The sequence below is a fragment of the Pseudoduganella sp. GW821-FHT05F09 genome, assembly GCF_059419605.1.
In genome coordinates, this window is sequence record NZ_JBWKSD010000001.1 from 1,164,898 (window position 1) to 1,181,824 (window position 16,927).

15 protein-coding genes are annotated in these 16,927 nt (G+C 68.6%); 8 read left to right on the forward strand and 7 right to left on the reverse strand.

Annotation, left to right across the window (positions count from 1 at the left end; translation table 11 throughout):
- Window positions 1-747: an N-acyl amino acid synthase FeeM domain-containing protein gene (locus tag AC07S4_RS04895; RefSeq protein ID WP_494985528.1), complete on the reverse strand. Its 747-nt coding sequence runs from the start codon at window positions 745-747 to the stop codon at window positions 1-3.
- 289 nt (window positions 748-1,036) lie between these two features.
- On the opposite strand from AC07S4_RS04895, the gene AC07S4_RS04900 reads away from it, so the two are divergent.
- The 5 genes from AC07S4_RS04900 to AC07S4_RS04920 all read left to right on the forward strand — a co-directional run bounded on the left by AC07S4_RS04900 (window position 1,037) and on the right by AC07S4_RS04920 (window position 6,366).
- The gene (locus AC07S4_RS04900; protein WP_494985529.1) at window positions 1,037-1,966 is read left to right on the forward strand and encodes an EDSAP-1 family PEP-CTERM protein; all 930 of its coding nucleotides are present in this window, start codon (window positions 1,037-1,039) and stop codon (window positions 1,964-1,966) included.
- A 133-nt stretch (window positions 1,967-2,099) separates the two neighbouring features.
- Window positions 2,100-3,623: an XrtA system polysaccharide chain length determinant gene (locus AC07S4_RS04905; RefSeq protein ID WP_494985530.1), complete on the forward strand. Its 1,524-nt coding sequence runs from the start codon at window positions 2,100-2,102 to the stop codon at window positions 3,621-3,623.
- Between the two features lie 12 nt (window positions 3,624-3,635).
- Window positions 3,636-4,421, forward strand: a complete 786-nt coding sequence (locus AC07S4_RS04910; protein WP_494985531.1) for an XrtA-associated tyrosine autokinase — start codon at window positions 3,636-3,638, stop codon at window positions 4,419-4,421.
- Complete coding sequence (locus tag AC07S4_RS04915) at window positions 4,405-5,556, forward strand: glycosyltransferase (RefSeq protein WP_494985532.1); 1,152 nt, start codon at window positions 4,405-4,407, stop codon at window positions 5,554-5,556. Before AC07S4_RS04910 ends, AC07S4_RS04915 begins: the two co-directional genes overlap by 17 nt.
- Before the next feature lie 30 nt (window positions 5,557-5,586).
- On the forward strand, window positions 5,587-6,366 hold the full coding sequence (locus AC07S4_RS04920; protein WP_494985533.1) for a class I SAM-dependent methyltransferase: 780 nt from the start codon (window positions 5,587-5,589) through the stop codon (window positions 6,364-6,366).
- Here AC07S4_RS04920 and AC07S4_RS04925 read toward each other — a convergent pair.
- The 5 genes from AC07S4_RS04925 to AC07S4_RS04945 are packed head-to-tail and all read right to left on the reverse strand — an operon-like array spanning window position 6,363 to window position 13,818.
- Window positions 6,363-7,544: a hypothetical protein gene (locus tag AC07S4_RS04925; protein WP_494985534.1), complete on the reverse strand. Its 1,182-nt coding sequence runs from the start codon at window positions 7,542-7,544 to the stop codon at window positions 6,363-6,365. The genes AC07S4_RS04920 and AC07S4_RS04925 overlap by 4 nt on opposite strands.
- A gap of 2 nt (window positions 7,545-7,546) precedes the next feature.
- Window positions 7,547-9,061, reverse strand: a complete 1,515-nt coding sequence (locus AC07S4_RS04930; protein WP_494985535.1) for an MBOAT family O-acyltransferase — start codon at window positions 9,059-9,061, stop codon at window positions 7,547-7,549.
- Window positions 9,051-10,175: a glycosyltransferase family 4 protein gene (locus tag AC07S4_RS04935; protein ID WP_494985536.1), complete on the reverse strand. Its 1,125-nt coding sequence runs from the start codon at window positions 10,173-10,175 to the stop codon at window positions 9,051-9,053. Before AC07S4_RS04935 ends, AC07S4_RS04930 begins: the two co-directional genes overlap by 11 nt.
- A 33-nt stretch (window positions 10,176-10,208) precedes the next feature.
- Window positions 10,209-11,720 carry an oligosaccharide flippase family protein gene (locus AC07S4_RS04940; RefSeq protein ID WP_494985537.1) on the reverse strand — a complete coding sequence of 504 codons (1,512 nt, stop codon included), beginning with the start codon at window positions 11,718-11,720 and terminating at the stop codon, window positions 10,209-10,211.
- Between the two features lie 4 nt (window positions 11,721-11,724).
- Entirely contained in the window at window positions 11,725-13,818 is a 2,094-nt protein-coding gene (locus AC07S4_RS04945) for a glycosyltransferase (protein WP_494985538.1), read from the reverse strand.
- Window positions 13,819-13,958: 140 nt separating this feature from the next.
- On the opposite strand from AC07S4_RS04945, the gene AC07S4_RS04950 reads away from it, so the two are divergent.
- From AC07S4_RS04950 to AC07S4_RS04960, 3 genes are read left to right on the forward strand one after another with little or no spacing between them, the layout of a single operon-like run.
- Window positions 13,959-14,681: a hypothetical protein gene (locus tag AC07S4_RS04950; RefSeq protein WP_494985539.1), complete on the forward strand. Its 723-nt coding sequence runs from the start codon at window positions 13,959-13,961 to the stop codon at window positions 14,679-14,681.
- On the forward strand, window positions 14,660-14,905 hold the full coding sequence (locus AC07S4_RS04955) for an acyl carrier protein (protein WP_494985540.1): 246 nt from the start codon (window positions 14,660-14,662) through the stop codon (window positions 14,903-14,905). The genes AC07S4_RS04950 and AC07S4_RS04955 overlap by 22 nt, the downstream gene beginning before the upstream one ends.
- A 2-nt stretch (window positions 14,906-14,907) precedes the next feature.
- Entirely contained in the window at window positions 14,908-15,540 is a 633-nt protein-coding gene (locus tag AC07S4_RS04960; protein ID WP_494985541.1) for a tetratricopeptide repeat protein, read from the forward strand.
- Window positions 15,541-15,565: 25 nt separating this feature from the next.
- Here AC07S4_RS04960 and prsR read toward each other — a convergent pair whose 3' ends face one another.
- On the reverse strand, window positions 15,566-16,915 hold the full coding sequence (gene prsR / locus AC07S4_RS04965) for a PEP-CTERM-box response regulator transcription factor (protein WP_494985542.1): 1,350 nt from the start codon (window positions 16,913-16,915) through the stop codon (window positions 15,566-15,568).
- Window positions 16,916-16,927: the final 12 nt, after the last annotated feature.

A 16,927-nucleotide genomic window follows, 5' to 3' on the forward strand; every position in this document is an offset into this window, starting at 1 on the left:
CTAATTCCTCCCCTGCACCAGGCGCGAAGTAATGCCGGGCTCGTCCCAGATAGGGAAGAAATAGGGATAGAAGGAACGCTCGGTGGTCTGCTGCTCCATCAGGCCGCCGAATTTGCGGATCTGCTCGCCCATATAGTCCAGTTCCAGGCGCAGCAGCACGGCCGGCGCGCCGACCCGGCTGCATTCGCGCTGGCCGCCGAAGTCCTGGAAGCCCAGCATGCGCTTGTAGAACATCACGTGGCGCGGGTTGACCTCGATGACGTAGTCGGAAAAGCCATGAATGTTGTGCGCGTAGATATACGAGATATGGATCAGCGCGGCGAACACGCGCTTGGACACGCCCTTGTCTATCGCCAGCCGGGACGGCTCGCACAACCGGCGCTGGCGGGCCCGCAGGCCGTCCAGCTTGTCGCGGAAATTCTCATCGGCCGGCAGGCCGAGCTGGGGATCGTCCAGGCAGAGCGACATGGTGCCGACGGTGACGCCGCCGGTTTCCGCATACAGCGTAATGCGGTTCAGCACGTGGTGCGCCGACGGATCGACGTCGTAGCCGCGCCAGCCGTACATTTTTTTCAGCAGCAGCGTGGCCGCTTCGCGCCGCCCGCGTGAGTTGGCCATGCGGATATGAAAGATTTGCTGGTCGATCGGGTGGTCCAACTCCGGGGTGGCCAGTCCTTCGCCGATGACAAGGTCGCTCAACCCCGTCGTCGCGTCAAAGGAAATGATGGTGTCGTCGTCTTGGTGCACGCTCGCGCTCCTTTGCTAGTCAATTCGCGGCCGGCACGTACAGCGAACCGGGCTCAGTTCTTTCAGACAAGCAGATCCGCAAAAAGTTCCCGGCCAGTGCAAATTTTTTGCCGAGGCCGCCTGTAGCCAGTGTCGCTTTCCTTGCCAAAGCCCCTGTGCAACGCCCAATCGAAAACGTAAGCCATTGATTTTGAAGAGCAAATTCCCTTGGCACGGATGCTGCTGTTAAAGGTGCAACGGCCCCCCTCCCAGCCGTCAACCCGGAGTTCACTAAAAGGAGTAGCACGTCATGAACATCATCAAAAAAGGTTTCCTGCTCACAGCCATGGCAGCCAGCCTGGGGCTGACCGCCGCAGCGCCGGCCCAGGCTGCAACGTTCGCCTCGTCCATCCTGAACATCAGCAACTTCCGCCTGCTGCATTCGAGCGGGGTGGCGTTCAGCACGGCCGACTTCTCCACCCTGACCGGCACCAACGATGCCCACGCCACCGCCGGGCTCAACAACGTATTCGCCAACGGCGCCGATTCGCGCCCCATCCAGAACCCGGTGCCGCCCAATGTGGCCCAGCAATGCGTTGGCCCCTGCCCGGTCGCGCCGGACACCTACACCCCCATCGCCGGCATTCCGCCCGTGCTGAACACCTACGGCCACGCGGACCAGCGCCTGACGGGCGCCTCCATCATCATCGGCGCCACGCCGGCCGGCGCCAACGCCTCCACCCGCGCGGACGCCTCGACCGCCGTCAACGCCGTGGCCTCGGGCAATTCGGACGTCGGCACCTCCACCACCTTCGCCTTCACGCTGGGCGCCGCCGACACCATGACCATCGCCTTCGACGGCAATCCCTACACGCGCGCACTGGTCACGCCCGGCTCCGGTCCGGTGTCGAACGCCAACGCCCGCCTGTCCTGGTCGCTCAGCATCGTCAACATCACGACCGGCGCCACCGTGCTCAACTTTGCACCGAACGCGCTCAACGCGGCCAGCACCGTCAGCGCCACCGACGGCGCGCCGAACGACCTGATCTATGCTCCGGGCTCGGCCTTCTTCACCGCCACCACGGCGCTGCTGTCGGTGGGCCAGACCTACCAGATCACCATCCAGCACAATTCGCTGGCCAACGCCTTGCAGCAGGAACTGCCGGAACCGGGCACGCTGGCGGTGCTCGCCGCCGGACTGCTGAGCATGTCGCTGCTGAGCCGCCGGCGCCAGCGCTAGGCGGGACGGTGCGATCGCAACGCGATTTCTTGATGCGGCTCAAGCCCAGCGCAGTTACAGCCTGAGCCGCACAGGAGCGCTCCTATAATCGGACCAGCAGGACAGCATCCGCCGACGTTCAGGAGCCCGTGCCATGGAAGAGTTTATCAATCAGCTGCTGATCCACATACGCGGCATCTGGAAGTACCGCTGGCCCGCCATCGCGGTGGCCTGGCTGGTGGCGGTGGGCGGCTGGATCAAGGTCGCCACGCTGCCCGACAACTACCAGACCTCGGCGCGCGTCTTCGTCGACACCCAGACCATACTCAAGCCGCTGCTGTCGGGCATGACCAGCGTGCCCAACGTGGAGCAGCAGGTGGCCATCATGAGCCGCACCCTGCTGAGCCGGCCCAACATCGAGCGCGTGATCCGCATGGTGGACATGGACCTGAACACGACCTCGGCGCGCGACCACGAATTGCAGATCGAGGAGCTGCTCGGCAAGATCAAGATCGCCAGCACCGGCAGCTACGACATCTACACCATCACCTACAACAGCAGCAATCCGCGCCTGGGGCGCGACGTGGTGCAGTCGCTGCTGACCATCTTCGTCGAAGGCAGCTTCAAGGGCAAAAAGGGCGAGTCGCAAAAGGCGGTGCAGTTCATCGACGACCAGATCAAATCCTACGAGGACAAGCTGGTGGCGGCAGAGAACACCGTCAAGGAGTTCAAGATGGCGCACAACGCGCTGCTGCCGCGCCAGGGCCTGGACTACGGCTCGCAGCTGCTGATGTCGTCGGACGCGCTGAACGGCGCCAAGCTGGAGCTGATGGAGGCCGAACAGTCGCGCAACGCCATCCGCTCGCAGACCACCGGCGACGAGCCCATCCTGGGCGACGTGGCCCCGTCCGCCATCGAGAATCCCGAGATCGACAGCCGCATCGCCGCGCTCAACAAAAACCTGGACGCGCTGCGGCTGCAGTACACCGAACTGCATCCCGACATCGCCTCCACCAAGCGCCTGGTCGAGCAGCTCGAACAGCGCAAGCTGGAGGAGAGCAAGAACCGTCCCGCGTACAGCGACCCCGGCAAGAACTTCAGCCCCATGCTGCAGCAGCTGAAAGTGGCGCTGACCGAGGCCGACGCCAAGGTGGCCGCCGCCAAGGTGCGGGTGCAGGAGCTGGCGGCGCGCCACGCCAGACTGGAGGCGCAGAGCCAGGCCGTGCCCGAGGCCGAGGCGCAGCTGGCGCAGCTGAACCGCGACTACCAGGTCAACAAGGACAACTACGAAAAGCTGCTGAGCCGGCGCGAGGTGGCCAAGCTGTCCGGCGACCTCAGCTCCACCACAGAGATGATGAGTTTCAAGATCATCGACCCGCCCACCGTGCCCGTCCGGCCCGTCGGGCCCAACCGCGCCCTGCTCTACAGCGGCGTACTGGCGGCAGCGCTGGCGGCCGGCGCCGCCGCGGCGCTGACGATCACCCAGGTGCGTCCGACTTTCCTCAGCCCGGCCGAGCTGCGCGTGTTCACCGGCATGAATGTGCTGGGCACGGTCACCATGAACTGGACGCCGGCCCAGCAGATCAAGCGGCGCCGCAGCCTGGCCGGCTTCGGCGCGGCGCTGGGCTGCTTGCTGCTGTCCTACAGCGGCGTGCTGACCGCCGCCTTGCTGAGATAACCCGGAGATCCCATGACAGTATCCGACAACCAGGGCGCGGCGCTCGAACTGCCGCCAGCCGGCAGCCCGCTGCGCAGCCAGCGCTATATTGAGCTCGACCTGGAGCGCATGGCGCAGATGGGCATGGTCACGCACGAAGGCGGCCGCACGCCGGCGGCGGAGGACTTCCGCATCATCAAGCGCCCGCTGCTGCGTAATCTGCGCGGCGACAGCCAGCCCGCCATCCGCAACGGCAACCTGATCGTGGTCACCAGCGCGCTGCCCGGCGAAGGCAAGACCTACTGCGCCATCAACCTGGCCATGAGCATCGCCATGGAGCGCGACATCACGGTGCTGCTGGTGGACGCCGACGTGGCGCGCCCGTCGGTGCTCAAGGTGCTGGGCCTGGGCGCCGAGGCCGGGCTGATGGACATCCTGATGAACGACGAGCTGGAGCTGGCCGACGTCATCCTGAAGACCAATGTGCCCACGCTGAGCATCCTGCCGGCCGGGCGCAGCAACCGCCACGCGACCGAACTGCTGGCCAGCCGCAGCATGAGCACCCTGCTCAGCGAGATCGCCAACCGCTATGCCGACCGCATCGTCATCTTCGATTCGCCGCCGCTGCTGATCACCACCGAGGCCAGCGTGCTGGCCGCGCAGATGGGCCAGGTGGTGATGGTGGTGGAGGCCGAGACCACCACGCAGAACGCGGTGCGCGAAGCCTTGCGCCTGCTCGATTCCTGCAAGCACATCAACCTGATCTACAACAAGATCAAGGCTTTTCCAGGCACGGAATATTATGGCTATTACGAATAGCGCCAGGCCTGCCGCCAGCCGCGCCGCGGTGCAAGGCCATCCCGCCGACGCGCCCCTGGTGCTGCACCTGCTGGACCGCCTGCCCGGCGACGGCCGCGACGATAGCCTGTTCAAGCTGCTGCGCATGATGCCCGCCGGCCGCTACCGCCACGTGGTGCTGACCCTGCAGGGCGACCTGGACTGCGAGCTGCGCCACAACGGCGCGGCGGTGCAGGTGATGAGCTTGAGCCGGGGCAGCGGCCTGGGCTGGTCCGGCTGCCTGCGGCTGTACCGGCTGCTGCGCCGCCTGCGGCCGGACCTGGTGCATACCCGCAGCGTGCGCGCCCAGCTGCTGGCGGCGCTGGCGGGCATCCGCATCCGCCTGCCCAACGCCCAGCCCGGCGACGGCCTGCCGCCGCGCAGCGGCTGGGGACCCAGCCTGGGCCGCTGGCTGGGCGAGGCGCTGGGCGCGTGCCAGATCCGCATCCATCCGGCGCACGGCGCCATCGACAGCACCCAGTTCCACCCGCGCCTGGGCATGGCGCCGGCCGCCGTGGGGCCGCCCGGCTTTCTGTGCGAGCATGCCTTTGTCATCGGCGCCGCCGGCCCCATGGACAGCGAGCAGGACCATGCGGCGCTGGTGCAGGCCTTTCTGCTGATGGTGACCGAACAGGACCGCACCGACACGCCGCTGCGCCTCATCATCGCCGGCGACGGTCCCTGCCGCGACCTGTGCAAAGCCATGCTGTGCGCGGCCGGCATGGCCCATCTGGCCTGGCTGCCCGGCGCGCGCGACGACACCGCGCGCCTGATGCGCTCGATGGACGTGTTTGTCGCGCCCGCGCCCGCGCCGCCGCCGGTGTGCGGCGCCAATCTGCGCATCCTGGAGGCCATGGCCAGCGGACTGCCGGTGGTGGCGGTGATGGCGGGCGCCAATCCGCAGCTGGTGCAGGCTAGCTGGACCGGCACGCTGGTGCCGCCCGGAAAGCCCGAACTGCTGGCCGACGCCATTGCGGACTACTACCGCATCCCCGGCCTGGCGCGCCGCCACGGCCAGCGCGGACGGCGCCTGGTGCTGACCCACCACAGCCTGGCGGCGGTGGCCGACCGCTACCTGACGCTGTACGACACACTGCTGGCGCGCGCGGCGCGCTGATCCGGCCCCCTCCTACGCTGAAAGGCAGCCATGTTCTCCTCCACGTCCTTCCTGTTCGTGCTCTTCATTCTGCTGCTGTGCGGCTACACCTTGCACAAGGTACGCCTGGTGCACCTGCTGCTGCACGAGGTGCGCGACCACGCGCTGCGCGAACCGGCGGGCCTGTACCGCCAGCTGGAGGCGCTGCAAGGCCTGTACGCGGAGCTCAATCTCAGCCGCAGCCTGCCTGCCACCCGGGGCTGGGCGGCGTCGCCGGACCTGCTGCTGGAACTGGCGCGCCACGCGCAGGCCGCCTGCCCGCAGGTGGTGCTGGAGTGCAGCAGCGGCACCTCGACGCTGGTGCTGGCTCGCTGCATGCAGTTGAATGGGACGGGCATGGTGTACAGCCTGGAACACGACCCGGTGTATGCCCAGCATACGCGGCGCGAACTGGAGCGCCACGGTCTGTCGGCCTGGGCGCAAGTGCTGGATGCGCCCCTGCAGCCGCAGCAGTTCGGCGCCGCCACCTGGCCCTGGTACGCGCCCTCGGCGCTGCACAGCGCGCTGCCGCCGCAAGCCCAGGTCGATCTGCTGGTGATAGACGGGCCGCCGCAAGCAACCCGCCAGCTGGCGCGCTATCCGGCCGGTCCGGCGCTGTTCCCCCTGCTTGCCGACGGCGCCGTGGTCTTCCTCGACGACAGCGCACGTCCCGACGAGCAGCGCATCCTGGCATTGTGGAAAGAGGAATTCGCCGAGTTCGAACACAGCAGCCGCCCCTGCGAAAAAGGCTGCGCCCTGCTGACCCGCCGCGCCGGCAGGCAGACGCGCTAGCGCAGTGCCGGCGCCCTGGCCGCTTGCGCAGCCTGCCTGGCCAGCGCCGTTTCCAATGCATGCTCAAGGTGGTAGCGTTCGCGCGCCGCGCGCAAGGCCGCCAGGTGCCGCGCGATGGTGGACGGCGTCAGCTCGGCGCCGAAACCGTCCGGCGCGGCGGGCGCGCCATCAATCAGGCGCGCCAGTATCATGCGGCCCACATTCTCGCGGTAGTGCGAAGGCTCCCAGTAGTTATCCATGTCCGCCCGGCCGCTGGCCTGCGGCACCGGCTCGGTGGTCACGCTGTTGTAGCCGGAAAAGTCGTGCAGCGTCACATCGCAGCCGCGCGCCCTTCTGCCGGAGGCCTCGGCGGCGAGCGCGTGCAGCCAGGACTCCATCGTGTCCGCCTTGCCGGCCCAGTACAGCGCGTCTTGCATCAAGGCATGGGTGGGATTCACGTACAAGCGCACCCGCGTACCCTTGCCGCACAGCTCGTCCAGGCGCTTCTGGAATACCGCCATCGCAGCGGCGGACGGGCCTTCGCCGCGCACGAATTCACCCAGCCGCGGCAGCACCGCCGCCGCCGTGCCGCCTTTTTGCGCAAAGCGGTGCGTCAGGCAGGCCGCATCGCGCTGCCCAAGGAATGCCAGGCTGGAGCGGCACACCGGCTCGTAGCTGCCGCGCAGCACCCGCAGCGCATCGCCCGCCATCTCCACGCTGACCGCGCGCTTGAGGTTCAGCAAGGTGCGCCGCGCCAGATAGCCGGGGCCGTCCGCCAGCAGCGCCTCGTCCAGCTCGGTGTTGCCCGAGCCCAGGGAGAACGACGGCGCATCCAGCCCCCATACCAGCGTGTCCACCCTGGCCACTTGCGCCGCGTGGTGCGCCATCATGCCCGCGTCGTTCATGGTCGCGCCGGACAGGGCGGCGTTGAACACGGGCCGGCCGCCAAACAGGGACGGATGGGCGGGCAAGGCCACCTCGGTGCGGGAATTGCCCACATACACCAGCGACGGACGGTAGCGCGCCAATGCGTAAGTCTTGGCCCACGCGCCCAGCCGCTCGCGCACCGGGCGCAGCGACTGCACCGGCGGCGTGTCCCACTGGTGCGTCAGATAGGGATCGACCGCGTAGTTGAACGCGGCCACCGCGCCCACGACACCGGCCGACAGGCCGCAGAACAAGCTCAGGTAGGCGCGCATAATCAGAACTGGAAATAGAGGAATTCGGACACGCGGTTCATATTGAACACGCAGGAAATGAACAGCGCCGCCAGCGCCATGCTCCAACCCGGGCTCGGCCGCCAGGCCCGTCCGGGGACGGTGCGAAATATTCTTTCAATGCAGGGCTTGTAGTGACAGAATATTTCTTGCGTGTTGGGCGCTGCGAATGCCAGCACGGCCGACAGCAGCAGCACCGGCAGCCCCGGGCCGTCCAGCGCCATCCAGCGCAGGCCGTTGAACTCGGGATGCAGGCCCAGCTGCGCGAGCGGCGCGGCCAGTCCTTGCAGCCCGCGCGGCAGCGACACGCCGTTGGCGCCGGCCAGCGCGCCCAGTATGTCGCCGGCGGTGGCCAGGTCCGGCGCGCGGAACACCACCCATGCCAGCATCACGGCCAGGAAGGTCAGCGGCACGCCCCACCAGGCCGGCGCGCCCGCCGCATCGCCGCGCCAGCGCAGCCAGCCCTGGTGCAGCACCAAGCAGGCGCCGTGCATGGCGCCCCACACCGCAAAGGTCCAGCCGGCGCCGTGCCACAGGCCGCCCAGCACCATCGTCGCCATCAGATTGGCGTAGCGCCGCGCGCGGCCGGCGCGGTTGCCGCCCAGGGCGATGTAGAGGTAGTCGCGCAGGAAGCGGGACAGCGTCATATGCCAGCGGCGCCAGAATTCGCTGATATTGCGCGCCTTGTAGGGCGAACTGAAATTGAGCGGCAGCCGCACGCCGAACAGCAGCGACAGGCCGATGGCCATGTCGGAATAGCCGGAAAAATCGAAGTACAGCTGGAAGGTGTAGGCCAGCACGCCGGTCCAGGCCTCGACCAGCTGCGGATGGGCGCCGGCCGCGAACACCGGCGAGGCCAGCGGCGCCAGCGTGTCGGCCAGCAGCACCTTCTTGGCCAGCCCCACCACGAAGATGGACAGGCCAACCGCGAAATTGGCGCTGCTGGCGCGCGCATTCCGCGGGTCCGCGAACTGCGGCATCATTTCCTTGTGGTGCAGCACCGGCCCCGCCACCAGGTGCGGGAAATAGCTGACGAACAGCATGTAGTGGATGAAATTGCCGTCCCTGACCTCGCCCCGGTAGCAATCGACCAGGAAGGCAATCTGCGTGAACGTGAAGAAGGAGATGCCGATGGGCAGCACGATTTCCCAGCCCCCCCAGCCCTGCCAGCCGGCGCCGGGCGGCATCAGCGCGGCGGCGAAGAAATTGGCGTATTTGTAGTAGGCCAGCAGCAGCAAGTTGGCGCACAGCGCGCCGCTCAGCCAGCGTTTGCGGGCCGGCCCCTGCGCCCGCGCGATCAGCAAGCCGGCGCCGTAGTTCCCGCAGATGGAGGCCAGCAGCAGCGGCAGGAAGCGCACGTCCCAGTAGCCGTAAAAGAACAGCGACGACGACGCCAGCCAGGCCACGGCCCAGCGCGCATGCACGCGGCCCAGCAAAAAATAGCCCGCCAGCACCACCGGCAAGTAGAGGAACAAAAAACTGAACGAGTTAAACAGCATGCCCGGCTCCCGGCGCCAGCCGCGCGGCATCGCCCTGCCAGGCCGCCAGCGCGCTGTTCGCCCGTTCAGCGGTGACCAGTTCGGCGTAGCACGCGGCGATCTGCGTCGCCACGCGGTGCCAGGTGTGATGCGCCACCAGCGCCCGCACCTGGCGGCGCTCCGGCCGCGCCGCCATCAGCGCCATGACCGCTTCGCGCTGGCCGGCGCCGTCGTCCCAGGCCACTTCCTTGAGCGCAAATTCGCTGCCGGGCAGATACAGCGCGTTTTCCTTGGTCAGCACCACCGGCGTGCCGGCCGCCAGCGCCTCCAGCACCGACAAGGGCAGCACTTCGCCCTGGCTGGGCAAAGCCACCACGGACGCGGCCGCATACGCGCTCGCCAGCAGGGGGTCGTCGTGCGCCAGCTCGCCCAGCCAACGCGCCCACGGCATGGCGAGGATGGATTTCAGATAGGGCTGAAATTCGCGCGCCGCGTGCCCGATCAGGACCACGGGAATGCCGCAGCCGTCCAGCGCCTGCACCAGCCCCAGCTGGTTCTTGTACGGCGAAATGCCGCCCACCATCAGCACGAACGGGCCTTCCAGCGCTGTGCGGCGCCGGAACAGGTCGGGGTCGGCGCGGAAAAACTGCGGTCCTATGCCGTTGGGGAAGACGCGGATCTTGCCCGCATCGATCTGGAAGCCGGCCATGATGGCGGAACGCTCCGCGTCGCCCAGCGCAATCACCAGCTGCGCCAGCTGCAGCGCGCTCTTCATCTGCGCGTAGCTGGTCTGCACATTCCACGCGGTGAGCCTTCCCGCCAGCCGGTCCGCCACCCGCGCCCGCAGCCCGCTGGCGCGGTTCCAGCCCGGCGACACCAGCGGCGACAGCACCACCGGCACCGCCATGTCGCGCGCCGCCTCCACCACGCGGTGGTTGCCGTTGATGGCGGCAAACACATGGATCAGGTCGTATTCATCGAGGCGCTTGCGGTTCGGATCGGTCAGCTCGACCTGCAGGCTGCGTCCGTTCACGTGTCCCAGGCTGTTCAGGGCCGCGATGGTTTCGCGCACCTGCACCTGCAGGCCGCCCTCGCGCTGGAATAGCATCGGATAAGACAATATGCCCACTCGCATGGCGGCCTCCTGTTGTTGGCGTCCCGTGGACACCTAGTTGACTTTCCGGAAGCGCCAGCGGCGCCCGGCCAGCAAGCCCCGCAGCCGCCGCAGTTCCGCCGCCAGCTCGTGCTCCAGCCACAGCACGCCGGACACCCACAGCAGCACGCCGCCGGCGCCCGCCGCCAGCAGCTGGAACGGCCCCGGCGGCAAGGCCAGCCGTGCCGCCAGCGGACCCAGCGCGGTCAGCCCGGCCAGCGCCGCGCTGCGCGCCACGGCGGCCCACTGCGGCGCCAGCGGCAGCGCGGCCAGCCGCGCCAGGCAGCGCCAGGTGAACCAGCTGCGGCCCAGCGCGCCCGCCAGCACACCCCAGGCCACGTAATCGAGGCCGAAGGGCGCAGCCAGCAGCACTGCCGCGATGCGTACCGGCACCGACATGGCGTCCAGCCGGGCCTGCGCCCGCACATGGCCGCCGGCGAGGAAGAGATAGCGCGCCATACTGAACATGCTATAGAGCGCGGCCGCAGCGCACATGACCTGGATCAAAGGGACCGCCGCATCCCATTGATCGCCGTATAGCAAACGCACGACAGGCAGCGCCATCAGGGCCAGGCAGGCGAAAAAAGGCCAGGCCAGCGCCGTCATGCAGCTGATGGTTTTCAGGTAGGCGCCGCGCGCGTCCTGCCCGGCGCGGGCCTGCGCGGCATACAGCGCAAACGCCACCGGCGACACGGCGCTGGTGATGGCCTGGTTGAACAGATTGATGACGCTTTGCGCCTTGCCGTAGATGCCGGCCCCTGCCACGCCGATCAGCCTGCCCACGATCAGGTCCGGCGCCGCCACGCCCGCCTCGTCGATCAGGCCGCCGCCCGCGGCGTAGCCGCCGAAACGCAACACCGTGCCGGCACCGCGCCAGTGGGGCAGCCACGGCAGTCCGGACGGGCGCAGCGCCACACTGGCCAGCAGCGCGGCGCAGCCGCCCGCCGCCGCGCCGCACGCCAGGCTGAGGCTGCCCCAGCCCAACCATGCCAGCCAGACCGAACAAGCCAGCTGCACGCACGCGGCCGCAGCGTTCACCACCAGGATGGCGGCAAAGCGCATCTGCCGCCGCAGCAGGGCCACCGTGACCGAGGTGAAAGGCACCACCAGGAAGTTCAAGGCCAGCAGCTGCAGCACAGGCCGCAGCGACGGCTCTTTGTAAAACGCTGCCAGCGGCGGCGCCGCCAGCAGCACCAGCAGGCCCAGCGTCCAGGCGCTGGCCACGCTCACGCCCAGCGCCGCGCGCAGCTTGGCCGCCGTCAAGTCCTTTTCCTGCATCAGATACTGGCCCACGCCGAAATCGCGCAGCACTTGGGCCAGCCCGGCCAGCACCGCCGCCACCGAGTACACGCCGGTCTGCGCGGGCGTGAGCAGGCGGCCCAGCGCCATGCTGCCGGCCAGCGCCAGCAGCAGCAAGGCGTACTTCTCGGCGAAAGACAGCGCCAGCGAGCGCCGCAGCGGCAACGCGACAGGCGCGCCGGAAGGCGCGGCGGCGGCCCGGCTGTGCGCGGCGTCCGTCCTATTCATGGGCTTAGACCAGGCCGCGATAGAAGGCGTGCACCATTTCGCCGACCTGCTCCTGGCTGTACAGGCGCTCCACCTCGTGGCGCCCGCTCAGCCCCATGCAGGCGCGCCGCTCGGGGTCGCGCAGCAGCGCCGCCACCTGGCGGCGCAGCACTTCCGGCTCGTCCAGCGGCGCCAGCAGCCCGCCCGCGCAGCCGCGCAGCACGTCCGCCGTGCCCGGCACATCGGTGCCCACGGCCGGCACGCCGCAGGCCATGGCTTCGATGGTGGCGATGCCGAAGCCCTCGTTGCGGCTCAGCAGCAGGTGCACATCCATGCCGGGCAGCAGGCGCTCCACCTCGGACTGGAAGCCGGCGAACACCACGTAGTCGGCCACGCCCAGTTCCTGCGCCTGGCGCCGCAGCGCCGCTTCGAGCGGCCCGTCGCCGACCAGCACCAGATACAGATGCGGAAACTCCAGCCTGAGCGAAGCCAGCAGCGCCAGCGCCGCCTGCGGCCGCTTCTGCTCGGCCAGCCGCGCCACCGAACCCATCACCAGGCTGCCCGGCGGTATTCCCCAGCTGCGCCGGGCTTCCGCACGCAAGCCAGGCGACGGCCGGAAACGGCGCGTGTCCACACCGTTGGGGATGACCGCCAGCCTGGTCCCGGAGCGGATATAGGGGTGGTACAGCGCCATGAAGTGCTGCAGCGCCGACTCGGACACCGCATATATCCCCTTCACCGCGCTGAAGGCCTGCTCCAGCAAGCCCCGGTGCCATGGGCAGTACTCCACCGGCGGAAACGCATTGTGCACGCTGACCACCGCCGGCAAGCCGCAGCGCTGCGCCAGCCAGAGCGCGGACGCGCCATAGCCGGTCCAGCAGAACGCCACATGCACCAGGTCGGCCCGCTGGCGTTGCAGCGTGTGCCGCGTCCACAGCACGGCGCGCCAGCGGTTCAGGCGCCGCCAGCGCCATTCCTCGAAAAACAGCGGCATGGTCAGTTCCGAGGCGGCGATGCGCTCGGCCCGCAGTTCCTTGCTCCAGGCCGCGCTGCCGGGAAAACGGTGCAGCGCCAGCGTTGTGTCGCATCCCGCCGCGTTCAGGAAGCGTGCCTCTTGCGCCATCCGCAATTCCATGCCGCCCAGCGCGCCGGAGTAGCCGGTGATCAGCACCCGCCGTCCGCTCACCGGCCGGCCGCGCCAGGCCTCATGGATGTAGCCGCGCAGATAGGCGATCTCCCAGCGGCGCAGGAACTGCTGGTCGGCGTCGCGCCGCAGCAGCGCCAGCGCCAGGCCGCCGGCCTCCAGCAGCAGGCGCTTCCACATCCAGCGCGGCACGCGCAACAAATAGGGATAGGGCCCGCGCCCGGCCTGGCTGTCCTGCCGGCACTTGCCGCGCCCGAAGCGCCAGGCCCGCTGCAGGATATGCCCGGCCGTGGTCTGGTGCGCGCGGATGTGATGGGCCACGCGCGCCGCCGGACAGAACCACGGCAGATAGCCCGCGCTGCTCAGGCGCCGCGTCAGCTGGGTTTCGCTGCCCATGGCGTAGGCGCCGCCATTCGGCCCCACATGCTCGTCGAAACGATAGCCGGCCTCGAACACGGCGCGCCGCACCGCCATATTGGCGCCCCAGACCAGGCCGGGAAACACCGGCCCTTCCGGCAAACTGGCCGAGGTGATGCCGAACGTCATGCCCAGCGGCGCGAGGCGCAGCACCCATTCCGGCGGCGGCTCCGCCCAGTCCGCCACGATGCTGCCGCCGAACACGGCGTATCCCGGCTGGGCCAGGGCCGCCTCGGCCAGGCGCAGCAGCCAGTCCGGCGCGGGAGTGGCGTCGTCGTCGCTGAAAACGAACAGCCCGCCTTCCGGCTCGGCAAGCTCAAGCGCCACGGCCAACGCGCGGTTCAGCGCCACGTTCTTGCCCGGCTGTGCTTCGTACAGATAGCGCAGCGGCAGCCGCCCGGCATAGCTGTCCAGCAGCGCGCGGGTGCCGTCCGTGCTGCCGTTGTCCACCACCAGCAGGCGCCAGCCCCCGGGCGGCTGGGCCAGGCCGCAGTAGGCGTCCAGCACACGCGGCAAGGTGGGGGCGCCGTTACGGCTTGCGATGATGACGGTAAGCACGGCGGACCTCCTCGGCGTAGGGTGTCCCCCAGTCTAAGGAGGGGCCGCCCGCCCCTTATTGACCTTCCTCAAGCAGCAGCTTGCGCCAGCGCAAAGTCCGCGCTTGCTGGCCGGGGTCAAATGGACCGATGAACATAGCCATGCAAATCCGCCGCACCGCCGCCCAGCTGGGCTGGCTGAACACCCTGTGCTTCGGCCTGGACCGGCTGTTGTCGCGGCTCGGCTGGAGCTTGCACAAATACTATTTTGTGGCCCAGCCCACGGCACAGCGGCCGGCGGCCGGCCAGGTCCGGCGCGGCGACGCCTTCACGGTCCGACTGGCCAGCGCCGGGCACGACGTGCCGCTCTGCCATCCCCGCCCGCGCGCCGTCATCTGCCAGCGCTTCGCACAGGGCGCGCAAACGCTGCAAGCCTGGCACGGCGAGCAATTGGCGGGCTTCCTGTGGTTTTTGCCGCACGCCTACCAGGAGGACGAAGTCCGCGTGCGCTACCTGCTGGCCTCGCCGCGCTCCTTATGGGATTTCGACGTCTATGTGGCGCCCGAGTACCGCCTCGGCCCGGTCTTCGGCCGCCTGTGGAGCGACGCCCACGCCATGATGCGCAGCCAGGGCGTGGACTGGACCTGCAGCCGCATCTCCGCCTACAACCCCGGTTCGCGCGCCGCGCATGGCCGGCTGGGCGCGGTCACGCTGGGCTGGGCCGTATTCCTGACCTGCGGCGCCTGGCAATGGACCGCCGCCACGCAGGCGCCCTATTTCCACCTTTCACGCCATCCGGCCGCCTTCCCGCAACTGCTGTTCGACACCAGCAAGCTGGAACGCGGCCCCAACCGGGAGCCGCCATGTCCTGTCTCGACGAACTGACCGACATCCTGATCACCACGCTATCGCTGCCCGCCCAGCCCATGGACCCGTCGACCCCGCTGCTGGGTGCGCTGCCCGAGCTCGACTCCATGAGCGTTGCCAGCGTCATCGCCGCGATCGAGAGCCAATTCCACATCCAGATCGGCGACGACGAGATCAGCGCGCGCCATTTCGAAACCCTGGGCAGCCTTGCCGCCTTTGTCCAACGCAAACTTGCCGACTAGCCATGAAACCCAACACCGCCATCCTGCTCGCCTCCGGCCTTGCGCTGCTGCTCCTGATCGCCGCCGCCGCGCCGGCCCGGGCCGACTGTCCGCCATACGTGAAAACCGCCGTCGGCGGCGACTACAACGACGCCGAGGACCGCCAGGACCTGGCGGTGGTCGAGAGCTACCACTTCACGCCCGCTGTGGAAAGCCTCAAGCACGGAAACAAAAGCTATCTTGGCGGCGACTTGTCCTACACCCTGGAGCACTTTCCCAACCACCACCGCGCGCTCAGCGCCTTGGCCAAGCTGGTGCTGCGCGACAAGAACGTCCAGCCCACTGGCGCGAAGTTCAGCATCGAGTGCTATTTCCAGCGCGCGCTGGGCTACCGTCCCAAGGACGCCAAGGTGCATTCCATCTACGCCGGCTTCCTGCTCGCGCAGAACAAGCTGGACGAGGCGCGCGAGCATCTGGACACCGCCGTCCAGCTCGAGCCGGAGAATGCCACCAGCCACTACAACCTTGGCCTGCTGCACCTCAAAAAGAAGGACTACGCCGCCGCGCGCCAGTCCGCCGAGCGCGCCTACGCGCTGGGTTTTCCGCTGCCGGGCCTGCGCAACAAGCTGCAGGAAGCCGGCCAGTGGACGCAATAGGCCGCAGCCGCTGCTTGGATCACCGCTATTTGATGCCGTGATGGCTCATCAAATCGTATAGCGTCGGCCGGCTCACCCCCAGCAGCTCGGCCGCGCGCAGGATATTGCCGTCCACCCGCGCCAGCGCCTTGATCATCACCTTGTACTCGGCCGCGTCGCGCGCCTGGCGCAGGTCGATATTCTCCAGCGCCTGCACCTCCACCTCCGGCAGGCCCAGGTCTTCCAGCGTAATCTGCGAGCCTTCCGCCATGATGACGGCGCGCTTGATGCAGTTTTCCATCTCGCGCACATTGCCCGGCCAGGTATAGGCGTCGATGGCGGCCAGCGCCTCCGGGCGGAAGTGCAGCGCCTGCCGGTGTTCGCTGACGCAGAAGCGGTTCTTGAAGTGCTGCGCCAGCAGCACCCGGTCGCCCACCCGCTCGCGCAGCGGCGGGATGGCCAGCACGATCTCGCTCAGGCGGTAGTACAAGTCCTCGCGGAACTGGCCCTGCTCGGCCAGCGCCTTCAGGTTGCGGTGCGTGGCGCACACCACGCGCACGTCCACCGCGATTTCGCTGCGGCCGCCCACGCGCTCGATCACCCGCTCCTGCAAGAAGCGCAGCAGCTTGGCCTGCAGCGCGGGCGCCATGTCGCCTATCTCGTCGAGAAAGAAGGTGCCGCCGTGCGCCAGCTCGATTTTTCCCAGCGTTTGCCGCACGGCGCCGGTGAAGGCGCCCTTCTCGTAGCCGAACAGCTCGCTCTCCAGCAGGTGTTCGGGGATGGCGGCGCAATTGATGGCGACAAAGCGCCGTTCGCGCCGCGCGCTGAGCCGGTGCAGGCCGCGCGCCACCAGCTCCTTGCCGCAGCCCGAATCGCCCAGCAGCATCACGCTGGCCGACGACGGCGCCACCTTCTCCACGCTGCGGCACATCTTCAGCATGCCCGGGTCGCGGCTGATAATGCCGGCCAGCGGCGAATCGGCCTCGATCTGCAGCATGCGGCGGTTGTCCTGCTGCACCCCGTGCAGGAAGAAGGCGCGCTGTATCACCAGCCGCAGCAGGTCCGCGTCCAGCGGCTTTTGCTGGAAGTCATACGCCCCCATGGCCACCGCTTTCAGCACATTGCTCCGGTCCTGGTTGCCGGACAGGACAATCACCTTGGTCTCCGGCGCGGCGGTCACGATGTCGCGCAGCAGCGCCAGGCCTTCGGAAGCGCCGTCCGGGTCGGGCGGCAAGCCCAGGTCCATGGTCACCACGCAAGGCTGGTGCCGCCGCAGCTGGGCCAGCGCCTGCTCGCGCCGCTCGACGATCAGCACGTCGTACTCGTCCAGGCCCCAGCGCAGCTGCTTTTGCAAGCCGGGATCGTCCTCCACCACCAGCAGCTTCTTCTTAGGCATCGCTCCTCCAGA

Coding starts and splice junctions, on each gene's coding strand:
- AC07S4_RS04900 (WP_494985529.1), top strand. CDS start 1,037: ATGAACATCATCAAAAAAGGTTTCCTGCTCACAGCCATGGCAGCCAGC.
- AC07S4_RS04905 (WP_494985530.1), top strand. CDS start 2,100: ATGGAAGAGTTTATCAATCAGCTGCTGATCCACATACGCGGCATCTGG.
- AC07S4_RS04910 (WP_494985531.1), top strand. CDS start 3,636: ATGACAGTATCCGACAACCAGGGCGCGGCGCTCGAACTGCCGCCAGCC.
- AC07S4_RS04915 (WP_494985532.1), top strand. CDS start 4,405: ATGGCTATTACGAATAGCGCCAGGCCTGCCGCCAGCCGCGCCGCGGTG.
- AC07S4_RS04920 (WP_494985533.1), top strand. CDS start 5,587: ATGTTCTCCTCCACGTCCTTCCTGTTCGTGCTCTTCATTCTGCTGCTG.
- AC07S4_RS04925 (WP_494985534.1), bottom strand. CDS start 7,544: ATGCGCGCCTACCTGAGCTTGTTCTGCGGCCTGTCGGCCGGTGTCGTG.
- AC07S4_RS04930 (WP_494985535.1), bottom strand. CDS start 9,061: ATGCTGTTTAACTCGTTCAGTTTTTTGTTCCTCTACTTGCCGGTGGTG.
- AC07S4_RS04935 (WP_494985536.1), bottom strand. CDS start 10,175: ATGCGAGTGGGCATATTGTCTTATCCGATGCTATTCCAGCGCGAGGGC.
- AC07S4_RS04940 (WP_494985537.1), bottom strand. CDS start 11,720: ATGAATAGGACGGACGCCGCGCACAGCCGGGCCGCCGCCGCGCCTTCC.
- AC07S4_RS04950 (WP_494985539.1), top strand. CDS start 13,959: ATGCAAATCCGCCGCACCGCCGCCCAGCTGGGCTGGCTGAACACCCTG.
- AC07S4_RS04955 (WP_494985540.1), top strand. CDS start 14,660: ATGTCCTGTCTCGACGAACTGACCGACATCCTGATCACCACGCTATCG.
- AC07S4_RS04960 (WP_494985541.1), top strand. CDS start 14,908: ATGAAACCCAACACCGCCATCCTGCTCGCCTCCGGCCTTGCGCTGCTG.
- prsR (WP_494985542.1), bottom strand. CDS start 16,915: ATGCCTAAGAAGAAGCTGCTGGTGGTGGAGGACGATCCCGGCTTGCAA.